The 11,737-nt window shown below is 73.0% G+C and carries 8 protein-coding genes; 7 read left to right on the top strand and 1 reads right to left on the bottom strand.

All coding sequences use genetic code 11. From position 1 onward, the window contains the following. The 6 genes from AB0L59_RS34770 to AB0L59_RS34745 all read left to right on the top strand — a co-directional run. On the top strand, positions 1–990 hold a 990-nt coding region (locus AB0L59_RS34770; RefSeq protein WP_365590652.1), incomplete at its 5' end, for a glycosyl hydrolase family 18 protein. A gap of 118 nt (positions 991–1,108) precedes the next feature. Continuing rightward, a complete protein-coding gene (locus AB0L59_RS34765; RefSeq protein WP_365590651.1) occupies positions 1,109–3,325 on the top strand; it encodes an RICIN domain-containing protein in 2,217 nt (738 codons plus the stop codon). 94 nt (positions 3,326–3,419) lie between these two features. Continuing rightward, positions 3,420–3,959, top strand: coding sequence for a 2Fe-2S iron-sulfur cluster-binding protein (locus AB0L59_RS34760; RefSeq protein WP_365590650.1), 540 nt, complete (start codon positions 3,420–3,422; stop codon positions 3,957–3,959). Next, positions 3,956–4,951, top strand: a complete 996-nt coding sequence (locus tag AB0L59_RS34755; protein WP_365590649.1) for a xanthine dehydrogenase family protein subunit M — start codon at positions 3,956–3,958, stop codon at positions 4,949–4,951. Before AB0L59_RS34760 ends, AB0L59_RS34755 begins: the two co-directional genes overlap by 4 nt. A 36-nt stretch (positions 4,952–4,987) precedes the next feature. Beyond that, complete coding sequence (locus AB0L59_RS34750) at positions 4,988–7,243, top strand: xanthine dehydrogenase family protein molybdopterin-binding subunit (protein ID WP_365590648.1); 2,256 nt, start codon at positions 4,988–4,990, stop codon at positions 7,241–7,243. Positions 7,244–7,245: 2 nt separating this feature from the next. Then, positions 7,246–9,615 (top strand): glycosyl hydrolase family 65 protein, encoded by a 2,370-nt coding sequence (locus tag AB0L59_RS34745; protein ID WP_365590659.1) that lies wholly within the window; start codon positions 7,246–7,248, stop codon positions 9,613–9,615. Between the two features lie 6 nt (positions 9,616–9,621). Here the strand turns inward: AB0L59_RS34745 and AB0L59_RS34740 are convergent, their stop codons facing one another. Then, positions 9,622–10,665, bottom strand: a complete 1,044-nt coding sequence (locus AB0L59_RS34740; protein ID WP_365590647.1) for an NUDIX domain-containing protein — start codon at positions 10,663–10,665, stop codon at positions 9,622–9,624. A gap of 149 nt (positions 10,666–10,814) precedes the next feature. Here AB0L59_RS34740 and AB0L59_RS34735 point away from each other — a divergent pair, with 149 nt between their 5' ends. Beyond that, positions 10,815–11,627 (top strand): LytTR family DNA-binding domain-containing protein, encoded by an 813-nt coding sequence (locus AB0L59_RS34735; protein ID WP_365590646.1) that lies wholly within the window; start codon positions 10,815–10,817, stop codon positions 11,625–11,627. Positions 11,628–11,737 lie beyond the last annotated feature (110 nt).

The following is an 11,737-nucleotide window of genomic DNA, read 5'->3' as shown; positions in this document are numbered from 1 at the left end:
TGCCTGGACGTCACGGACAACAACTCCGCCAACGGCACCCGGATACAGATCTGGAGCTGCGGCGGCGGCGCCAACCAGAAGTGGAACGCGCCGGCGGCCGGCGGTGGCACCACCCCGTCCGCGCCGATGGCCGTCGCGCCGTACCTGTACAACGGCTGGGGCAGCCCGCCCAACCCCACCACCATCACCCAGGCCACGGGGGTGAAGTGGTTCACCCTCGCCTTCGTGCTCAGCAACGGCTACTGCAACCCGCAGTGGGACGGCAGCCGCCCGCTGACCGGCGGTGTCGACCAGCAGACGGTCAACACGGTGCGGGCGAACGGCGGTGACATCATCCCGTCCTTCGGCGGCTACAGCGGCAACAAGCTGGAGAGCTCCTGCTCCAGCGCGAGCGAGCTGGCGGCGGCCTACCAGAAGGTCATCAACGCCTACGGGCTGAAGGCGATCGACATCGACATCGAGGCCGACGCCTACAGCAGCGCGACCGTGCAGCAGCGGACCGTGGACGCGCTGAAGACCGTGAAGGCGAACAACCCCGGCCTGAAGGTGTACATCACCCAGGGCACCGGGCAGTCCGGTCCCGACACCAGCCTCATCAACCGGGCCGCCTCGTCCGGGCTGACCGTGGACGCCTGGGCCATCATGCCGTTCGACTTCGGCGGCGCCGGACAGAACATGGGCAACCTCACCACGCAGGCGGCCGAGGGCCTGAAGAACGCGCTGAAGAACGCCTACCACTACAGCGACGACCAGGCCTACCGGGACATGGGCATCTCGTCGATGAACGGCATCACCGACAACAACGAGACCGTGACGGTGAACGACTTCCGGACCATCCTGGCCTACGCGCAGGCGCACCACCTCGCCCGGCTCACCTTCTGGTCCGCCAACCGCGACCGGCCGTGCACCGGCGGCCCCGCCGACAGCTGCTCCGGCGTGAGCCAGTCCGACTGGGACTACACCCGCGTCTTCGCCGGCTACACCGGCTGAATCCCCGGCCGGTCGCCGGCTGAATCCCCGGCCGGTCGCCGGCCGACCCCCCGGCCGGTCGCCGGCCGACCCCCCGGCCGGTCGCCGGCCGACCCCCCGTTCCGTCAAGGAGAACCCCGTGCCTCCCCTCTCCCGCCGCCGCAGATCAACGGCGGTCGCCCTCGTCGCCACAGCGGCCGCCGCCCTGCTCACCGCCGCGCCGACGCCCCTGAGCACCGCCGCGTCCGCACACGCCGCCACCACCCAGGCCGCCGCGCTGCCCACCGGCTTCGCGACCCTCATCAACGCGGCGAGCGGCAAGTGCCTGGATGCCAAGGCCGCCGCCACCGCCAACGGCACCGTCGTCCAGCAGTACGCCTGCAACGGCTCCACGGCCCAGCAGTGGAGCCTCACCGACGCCGGCAACGGCTACGTCCGCGTCAACAACGCGGGCAACACGAGCCAGGTCCTGGACGTCACCGGCGTCTCCACCGCCGACAGCGCTCCGATCCAGCTGTGGAGTTACGGCGGCGGCGCCAACCAGCAGTGGCAGGCCGTGGACGACGGCGGCGGCGCCTACCACTTCGTCAACAAGAACAGCGGCAAGTGCCTGGACGACCCGGGCGCCTCGACCGCCGACAGCGTGCAGTTCCAGCAGTACACCTGCAACGGCAGCGCCGCCCAGCGCTTCCAGGTGGTCCCCGTGACCCAGTCGGCGAGCGATCCCGACCTCGGACCGAACGTCGTCGTGTTCGACCCGTCGATGTCGTCCTCCACCATCCAGAGCAAGCTGGACGCCATCTTCAAGCAGCAGGAGACCAACCAGTTCGGCTCCCAGCGCTACGCCGTCCTGTTCAAGCCCGGCGCCTACAGCGCGGACGTCAACGTCGGCTTCTACACCCAGGTCCTCGGTCTCGGCCTGACCCCGGACGCGGTCTCGATCAACGGCGCCGTGCACGCCGAGGCCGACTGGTTCCAGGGCAACGCCACCCAGAACTTCTGGCGCGGCGCCGAGAACCTCTCCGTCAACCCCACCGGTGGCAGCGACCGTTGGGCCGTGTCCCAGGCGGCGCCGTACCGCCGGATGCACCTGCGTGGCAACCTCGCCCTCGACGACGGCGGCTGGTCCTCCGGTGGCTACCTCGCCGACAGCAAGATCGACGGGCAGGTCAACTCCGGCACCCAGCAGCAGTGGCTGACCCGCAACTCCCAGCTCGGCAGCTGGACCGGGTCCAACTGGAACATGGTGTTCGTCGGCAGCCAGGGCGTCCCGGCCACCAGCTTCCCCAACCCGCCGGACACCACCGTCGCGCAGAGCCCGGTCACCCGCGAGAAGCCGTTCCTGTACGTCGACGGCTCCGGCGAGTACCAGGTGTTCGTGCCGTCCGTGCGCGCCAACACCACGGGCACGAGCTGGACGAGCGGCAGCCCGCAGGGCACCTCGCTGCCGCTCAGCCAGTTCTACGTCGTCAAGCCCGGCGCCACCGCGTCGCAGATCAACGCGGCCCTCGCGGCGGGGCAGAACCTGCTCGTCACGCCCGGCGTCTACCACCTCGACCAGACCCTGAAGGTGACCCGCCCGGACACGGTCGTCCTCGGCCTCGGGCTCGCCACCTTCGTCCCGGACAACGGGATCACCGCGATGAGCGTCGCCGACGTCGACGGCGTCAAGATCGCGGGCCTGCTCTTCGACGCCGGCACCACCAGCTCGAAGACCCTGCTCGAGGTCGGGCCGGCCGGCTCCACCGCCTCCCACGCGACCGACCCGACCTCCCTGCACGACGTCTACTTCCGCATCGGTGGCGCGGGCGTCGGCAAGGCGACCACCAGCCTCGCCGTCAACAGCAACAACGTCATCGGCGACCACATGTGGATCTGGCGCGCCGACCACGGCAGCGGGGTCGGCTGGACCAGCAACACCGCCGACACCGGACTCGTCGTCAACGGCAACGACGTGACCATGTACGGCCTGTTCGTGGAGCACTTCCAGAAGTACCAGGTCATCTGGAACGGCAACGGCGGCCGCACCTACTTCTTCCAGAACGAGATGCCGTACGACCCGCCGAACCAGTCCGCCTGGATGAACGGCTCCACCAAGGGCTACGCCGCCTACAAGGTCGCCGACTCGGTCACCAGTCACCAGGCGTACGGCCTCGGCAGCTACTGCTACTTCAACGTCAACCCCGCGGTCACCGCGGACCGCGCCTTCGAGGTGCCGAACAACCCGAACGTCAACTTCACCAGCATGGTCACCGTCTCCCTCGGCGGCACCGGCACCATCAGCCACGTCATCGACAACACGGGAGGACCGTCGAACTCCTCGACCAACGTGGCGGACCTGGTCCGCTACCCCTGAGTGAAGGGTGTGGCCTTTCGGACGTGTGAGGTGCCGTCGCGTGGATACGCGGTGAGGACGGACACCAGGGCTAGTCCGGAAGGTCACCCCTGCCATGACCAGCAAAAAGAAGCTACCACCCGATTCGGAGATCATCCTCCGGGTCAACGGCAAACCCCACACCCTGCACGTCGACCACCGGCGTGTCCTGCTGGACCTGCTCCGGGAGGACCTCGGTCTCACCGGGGCGAAGAAGGGGTGTGACCACGGCCAGTGCGGTGCCTGCACCGTGCTGGCCGACGGCCGCCGCCTCAACAGCTGTCTGCTGCTCGCGGTCACCCTCGACGGCAGCGAGATCACCACCGTCGAAGGCCTCGGCGGCGACGGCGAGGAGCCGCACCCGCTGCAGCGGGCCTTCCTCGACCGCGACGCCTTCCAGTGCGGCTACTGCACCCCGGGGCAGATCTGCTCCGCCCTCGGCATGCTCGCCGAAGCCGCGGCCGGCCACCCCTCCCACGTCACCGACCCCGCGGCCCCCTCCGGCCGGCCCGTCCCGCTGGACCGGTCGGAGATCCGTGAGCGCCTGAGCGGCAATCTGTGCCGGTGCGGCGCCTACCCGCGCATCGTCGAGGCCGTGGAGGACGTGATCCCGTGAACGGCTTCGGATACCTCAGGCCCGGCACCCTCCAGGAGGCGGTCGAGGCGTACGCCGCCCACCCCGGCGCGCGCTGTCTGGCCGGCGGCACCAACCTGGTCGATCTGATGAAACTCGGTGTGGAGCGCCCCGCCGTCCTCATCGACGTCGGTCGGCTGCCCCTGGACACGATCGAGGAGCTGCCCGACGGCTCCCTGCGCGTCGGCGCCACCGTCCGCAACAGCGACCTGGCCGCCGACCCCCGCGTCCGCGACCGCTGGCCGGCGCTGTCCCAGGCGCTCCTCTCGGGCGCCTCCGGGCAGCTGCGCAACGCCGCCACCACCGGCGGCAACCTGCTCCAGCGCACCCGCTGCCCCTACTTCCAGGACCTGGACAAACCCTGCAACAAACGCGAGCCGGGCAGCGGCTGCGGCGCCCGTGACGGCGTCCACCGCGACCACGCGGTCCTCGGCCACTCCGAGCAGTGCATCGCCACGAACCCGTCCGACATGGCCGTGGCGCTCGCCGCGCTGGACGCCCAGGTGGAGCTGTACGGCACCGAGGGCACCCGGCGCCTTCCGGCGGCCGAGTTCCACCGGCTGCCGGGCGAGCACCCCGACCGGGACACCTGGATCTGCCCGGGCGAGCTGATCACCGCCGTGCTGCTCCCGGCGGCCACCGCCGGTGTCCCGTCCGCCTACCGCAAGGCCCGCGACCGGGCGTCGTACGCGTTCGCCCTCGCCTCCGTGGCCGTCGTGCTGAAGGTCGCGGACGGCGTCGTCGACCAGGCGGGGATCGCCTTCGGCGGGCTCGCCCACAAGCCCTGGCGGGCCCGGCACACCGAGCTCGCCCTGCTGGGCGCCCCCGCCACCCCCGCCGCCTTCGAGGGAGCCGTGGCGCTTGAGCTCGCGCACGCCGAGCCGCTGCGGGACAACGCCTACAAGGTGCCCCTCGCCCGCAACCTCGCCCTGGACGTCCTGAACCGTCTCGCCCCCGCACCCGCGGTGGTGTGAGCCGGCGCAGGAGGAGCGGACAGAGCAGGAGGAACCATGAACGGCAACTCCCCGGGCACACCCGCAGCGCACCGGGACCCACGGCACCCGGCCCCCGGCAGCGGCGCGGGCGCTTGCACCGAACACCGGGACGCACGGAACGCGGCCGCCGGCGCCGGCACCGGGGCTGCCGGTGAGCGCGGGCCGCAAGGGCGCGACGGCAGCGCCCTGGGCGCACCGGCCGAGCGCCGGGAAGGACGGCAGAAGGTCACCGGTGGCGCCCGTTACGCCGCCGAGTACCCCCTGCCCGGCCGCGTCCACGCCTGGCCGGTGCCCGCCGCGATCGCGCGTGGCCGGGTCACCGCCGTCGACACCGCGGCCGCCCTCGCCCTGCCCGGCGTCCTCGCCGTCCTCACCCCCGACGACGCCCCGCGCCTCGCCGCGCCCGAGGACGCCACCCTCGCGGTCCTCCAGGACCCGCGCGTGCCGCACCGCGGCTGGTGCGTGGCCCTGGCCGTCGCCGACACCCCGGAGACGGCCCGCGCCGCCGCCCGGGCGGTCCGCGTCACCTACGCGGAGGAACCCCACGACAGCGCTCTCGATCCGGGGCACCGGGACGCCTACGAGCCCGAGGAGGCCAACGCGGGCTACCCGGGGCGGGTCGAGCACGGCGATCCGGCGGCCGCCTTCGCCGCCGCAGAGGTCCGTGTCGACGTCACCTACCGGGTGCCGCCGCTGCACAACCACCCCATGGAGCCGCACGCCAGCACGGCCCACTGGGACGGGGACCGGCTCACCGTGTACACCTCCAGCCAGGGCGGTACGACCGTGCGGTCCGTGCTCGCCCAGATGTTCGAGCTGCCCGAGGACCGGATCACCGTCGTCACGGAACACGTCGGCGGCGGCTTCGGCTCCAAGGGCACGCCGCGCCCCGACGTCGTCCTCGCCGTGATGGCCGCCCGGCGCACCGGCCGGCCCGTCACGCTCGCCTACCCCCGGCGGTACCTGGCCACCACCGTGGGCCACCGCGCCCCCACCGTGCAGCGCCTGCGCCTCGGCGCGGACGCGGACGGCAGGATCACCGCGCTGCTGCACGAGGCGACCACCCACACCTCGCGGGTGAAGGAGTTCGTCGAGCAGGCCGCGGTGCCCGCCCGCATCATGTACGCCGCCCCCCACCTGCTCAGCGCCCACCGGGTCGTCCCGCTGGACGTCCCCAGCCCCTCCTGGATGCGCGCCCCCGGTGAGGCGCCCGGCATGTACGCCCTGGAGTCGGCCGTGGACGAACTCGCCGAGGCGCTGGGCACGGACCCGGTGGAGCTGCGCATCCGCAACGAACCCGAGCGGGAGCCGGACAGCGGCCAGCCGTTCAGCAGCCGGCACCTCGTGGAGTGCCTGCGCGAGGGCGCTCGCCGCTTCGGCTGGGCCGGGCGCGATCCCCGTCCGGGTGTGCACCGTGAGGGCCCGCTGCTCCTCGGTACCGGCGTGGCCGCGGCCACCTACCCGGCCTCGGCCGTCCCGGCCACCGCGACCGCCCGGGCCCTGCCCGACGGCACCTTCACCGTGCGGATCAACGCGACCGACATCGGCACCGGGGCCCGTACCGTCCTCGCCCAGATCGCCGCCGACGCCCTCGGTGCGCCGCTGGAGCGGGTCCGTACCGAGATCGGGCACAGCGCCCTGCCGTCGGCGTGGCTGGCCGGCGGCTCCACGGGCACCGCCTCCTGGGGCTGGGCCGTGCACGAGGCGTGCGCCGAGCTGGCCTCCCGGCTCGCCGCGCACACCGGACCGTTGCCCGCCGACGGCATCGAGGCCGACGCCGACACCGCCGGGCGGGCCGACGCCGACAGCCCCTACAGCCGGCACGCCTTCGGCGCCCACTTCGCCGAGGTCGCCGTCGACACCGTGACCGGCGAGACCCGGGTGCGGCGGCTGCTCGGCATCTACGCCGCCGGGCGGATCCTCAACTCCCGTACCGCGCGCTCCCAGTTCACCGGCGGCATGACCATGGGCCTCGGCATGGCCCTCACCGAACACAGCACGGTGGACCCCGCGTTCGGTGACTTCACCGAGGCCGACCTCGCCTCCTACCACGTGCCCGCGCACGCCGACGTCCCCGACATCGAGGCCGACTGGATCGACGAGGACGATCCCCACCTCAACCCCATGGGCAGCAAGGGCATCGGCGAGATCGGCATCGTCGGCACCGCGGCCGCCATCGGCAACGCCGTCCACCACGCCACCGGCATCCGCTTCCGCGAACTGCCCCTCACCCCCGACCGTGTCCTCACCGGCCTGTTCTCCGAGGGGTGACCGTGACGGGCCCGGCCTGGGAGTACGAGGGCTACCGGCCGGAGGAGGAACGTCTGCGGGAGTCGCTGTGCACCCTCGGCAACGGGTACTTCGCCACCCGCGGGGCACTGCCCGAGTGCAGCGCGGACGACGTCCACTATCCGGGCACCTACGCGGCCGGCTGCTACGACCGGCTCACCTCCGAGGTCGCCGGACGCCGGGTCGAGAACGAGGACGTGGTCAACCTCCCCAACTGGCTTCCGCTGCGCTTCCGTCCGGCGGGCGGCGCCTGGCTGACCCCGGACACCTCTCCCGTCACCGAGCACCACCTGACGCTGCACCTCGACCCCGGCCTGCTGGAACGCCGCACCGGCTACGGCCTCGACGGCGGCGCCACGCTCCAGGTGCGCCAGGCGCGCCTGGTGCACCTGGTCGACCGCCACCTCGCCGCCCTGCGCACGGAGTTCACCGTCGAGGGCGGCGAGGTCGAGCTGGAGGTCGAGGCCGCGCTCGACGGGCGCGTCACCAACGCCGGCGTGGCCCGCTACCGGGACCTGGACGGCCGTCACCTCACCCAGATCCGGGCGGGTCTCGCCGTGCACGGCACGATGTGGCTGCGCTGCCACACCCGCACCTCCCGCATCGAATGCGGCCTCGCCGCCCGGGTGTCCGCCGACGTGCCGGTGACGACGGCGCACGAACCCCTGCGCGCCGTCCAGCACCTGAGAGTGAGCCTGGTGCCCGGCCGTACCGTCACCGTCGACAAGACCGTCGCGCTGCACACCTCCCGCGACCCCGCCATCGGCGACCCGCTGGACGCGGCCGTCGACCGCGCCGCCGCGGCGCCCGGCTTCGACGCGCTGCTGGAGACCCACACCATCGCCTGGGACCAGCTGTGGCGGCGCACCGCGCTCGAGGTCCCCGGCGAGGCCGGCAGCATCCTGCGCCTGCACCTGTTCCACGTCCTGCAGACCCTCTCGCCGCACACGGCCGACCTCGACGTGGGCGTCCCCGCGCGCGGACTGCACGGCGAGGCCTACCGCGGTCATGTCTTCTGGGACGAACTCTTCGTCCTGCCCTACCTCAACCTGCACCTCCCTGAGGTCTCCCGCGCCCTGCTGCGTTACCGGCACCGGCGCCTGGACGCCGCCTGCCGCGCGGCGCACGCCCTCGGCCGGCGCGGGGCCCTGTACCCGTGGCAGAGCGGCAGCGACGGCCGCGAGGAGGCCCAGCAGCTCCATCTCAACCCCCGCTCCGGCCGCTGGGTGCCGGACCACTCCCGGCTCCAGCACCACGTCGGCTCGGCCGTCGCGTACAACGTGTGGCAGTACTGGGAGGCGACCGGTGACGTCGACTTCCTGCACGGCGAGGGCGCCGAGATGCTGCTGCAAGTCGCCCGGTTCTGGGGGGATTTCGCCGGATACGACGACCGTCTCGGTCGGTACCGCATCCGGGGCGTGGTCGGCCCCGACGAGTACCACGACGCCTACCCCGGGGCGGCCGCACCCGGCCTGGACGACAACGCGTACACCAACGTCACCGCCGCCTGGGTGCTCGCCCGCGCCCTGGAGCTGCTCGACACCCTGCCCGAGCCGCGCCGCCGCGAACTCACCGAGAGTGCCGGCCTCGACGAGGACGAGCCCGCCCGCTGGGAGGAGGTCTCCCGCACCCTCCACGTGCCCTTCCACGACGGCGTGATCAGCCAGTTCGAGGGCTACGGCGACCTCGCCGAGCTGGCCTGGGACGACTACCGCAAGCGGTACGACGACATCCGGCGCCTCGACCGGATCCTGGAGGCGGAGGGCGACAGCGTCAACCGGTACAAGGCGTCCAAGCAGGCCGACGTCCTGATGCTCGGCTACCTCTTCTCGGTGGCCGAACTCCGCTCGCTCTTCCACCGGTTGGGCTACTGCCTCGACGAACGCACCTGGACCGCGACCGTCGACCACTATCTGCACCGCACCAGCCACGGCTCCACACTGAGCGGACTGGTCCACGGCTGGATCCTGACCCGCGCCCGCCGCACCGACGCCTGGGCCTTCGTCCAGGAAGCGCTGCGCGGCGACATCGCCGACCTGCAGGGCGGCACCACCGGCGAGGGCATCCACCTCGGCGCCATGGCCGGCACCCTCGACCTCGTACAGCGCGGACTGACCGGCCTGGAGACCCGCGGCGGAGCCCTGTGCCTCGACCCGGTCCCGCTGCCCGAACTCTCCTCCTACGGTTTCGCCGTCCGCTACCACGGCCACTGGGGTGTGCGGCTGCGCCTGCGCAGCGGACTGCTGGAGATCGCCGTACCGGACTCCGACCGCGCCCCCATCGACGTCTGCCTCCGCGACCGGGTGGTACCGGTGGGGCCCGGGGAGGCGGCACGGCTGGTGGTGCCGGAGTGAGCTCGCTCAGCCGGCCGTCACGGGGTACCGGTGCACGGGTGGCAGCCCCGCCAGCACCCCCGGCCACATCGTGTCCAGGACGTGTGCGCTGGGTGTGAACAGCGGCCGGCCGAGCCGCGGCAGATCGTCGACCTCGTGCCACTCCCAGCGGTGCACCAGCCGGGGCTCGGTGACCACCGGTACACCGGTGAAGGAGGCCACGTGGACGGCGGCGGTCACCCGGGGTACGCCGTGCACGGAGTCCATCAGGACGGCCCGCACCCGTGCCCCGGCCGGGTCGGCCCGCAGGGACGTCTCCTCCGCCAGCTCCCGGACGGCCGCGGCGGCGAAGTCCTCGTCCGCCTCGTTCTTGCCGCCGGGCAACTCCCAGACTCCGCGCACGGACCAGCCCAGCAGCACCCGGCCCGCCACGTCGGTGACGACGACACCCGCGCCGGTGAGGGCGTGCGGACGGGGGCGGCCCTCGCCGGCGTACGCCGGGGCGCCGGGGGAGGGTCCGCGCAGCACGAGCAGCGCCAGGCCGTCGGCGTCGTACCGGGCGGCGGATGCCCAGCCGGCGCGGAGCAGGCCGATCTCCTCCTCGTCCAGGGCGATGTCGCGCCGGTCCTCGGGTACGGCGTCCGCCACCGGAGTGATCACGCACAGCGCCCCGTCGGGGCGCAGCCGCTCGCGCAGCCGGTTCAGCACGCGGGTGCGGTCGCGGACGAAGGGCCAGCAGAGCCGGGCGGTGATCAAGGCGTAGGCGGACCGGGGGAGTTGACCGAGGTCGTCCCGCTCGATGTCCAGGCGCCGGAACGTCACGCCGGTCGCGTCGGCCTGCCGGGCCCGCGTGAGCGCGACCTCGGACCAGTCGACGGCGTCCACCCGGTACCCGGATCCGGCCAGATGACGGGCGAGTTCGCCGAGTCCGCAGCCGATGTCCAGAGCGAGGCCGCCCGTGGGCGCCGGGACATGCTCCGCCAGTAGCCGGCGCTCGGTGTCGCCCAGCTCACGGAACCGCCCGCCGCCGGCGTAGTGTGCGTCCCACTCGTCGGGCTTCACGTATGCCACCGGGCCTCCTCGGGCTGGCCGTCTGCGCGGACTCCGGAATCCTCGCCCGGTGACGGCCGTCGTACACCGGCGTGTGCCATCTCGACGCCCGCGGCGGGGGAGGCCACCCTGCACAGGTGAGTGGTTGAAGAGGAAAGGAGCCGGCGGAGATGAGCGCGAGCGAGGTGCCCCTGCGGGTGCTGGCGGTCGACGACGAGGAGCCCGCGCTCGAGGAGCTGCTGTATCTGCTGGGGCAGGATCCGCGGGTCGGCACCGTGACGCCCGCGGCGGGGCCCACCGAGGCGCTGCGCAGGCTCGGCCGCGCCGTGGAGGCCGGGCCGGACGGCGAGCAGGCCGTCGACGTCGTCTTCCTCGACATCAACATGCCGGGGCTCGACGGCCTCGAACTGGCCCGGCTGCTGGGTGGGTTCGCCGCCCCACCGCTGATCGTCTTCGTCACCGCCCACGACGACTTCGCGGTCCGCGCCTTCGATCTCAAGGCCGTCGACTATCTGCTCAAGCCCCTCCGCAAGGAGCGCTTCGCCGAAGCGGTCCGCCGGGTCGCCGAACTGGTCCGGGCCGGACAAGGACCCCGGCCGGCCGCGGCCGCCGCGCCCACGCCCGAACCGGCGCCCGCCGCGGGCGATCACATCCCCGTGGAACTGGGCGGGGTGACCCGGTTCGTGCCCGTCGCCGACATCACCTACGTCGAGGCCCACGGCGACTACGTACGGCTGCACACCCGGCACGGCAGCCACCTGGTGCGCGTCGCGCTGTCCACCCTGGAGGAGCAGTGGCGCGCACGCGGATTCGTGCGCATCCACCGCAGCCGGCTCGTCGCGCTCGGCCGTATCGAGGAACTCCGCCTGGACGGCGGCAACGTGACCGTACGGATCGGCGACCGCGTCCTCGCCGTGAGCCGGCGCAACGCCCGGGAACTGCGCGACCTGCTCGCCGCACACGCGGCGGGCAGGGCCCGCTGAGCGGCCGCAGCGGACCGTGGGTGACGGACCTGTGGTGATTCTCGTCCACCGGCTGTCTCCGCGTCGGCCCGCTGCGTACACTCGCCGCAGCACAAGGTGATCACCGCTGC

This window comes from Streptomyces sp. NPDC052109 (assembly GCF_040680195.1).
Taxonomy (GTDB): domain Bacteria; phylum Actinomycetota; class Actinomycetes; order Streptomycetales; family Streptomycetaceae; genus Streptomyces.
This window is presented reverse-complemented; position numbering and strand designations above follow the sequence as displayed.

Coding starts and splice junctions, on each gene's coding strand:
- AB0L59_RS34760 (WP_365590650.1), top strand. CDS start 3,420: ATGACCAGCAAAAAGAAGCTACCACCCGATTCGGAGATCATCCTCCGG.
- AB0L59_RS34750 (WP_365590648.1), top strand. CDS start 4,988: ATGAACGGCAACTCCCCGGGCACACCCGCAGCGCACCGGGACCCACGG.
- AB0L59_RS34735 (WP_365590646.1), top strand. CDS start 10,815: ATGAGCGCGAGCGAGGTGCCCCTGCGGGTGCTGGCGGTCGACGACGAG.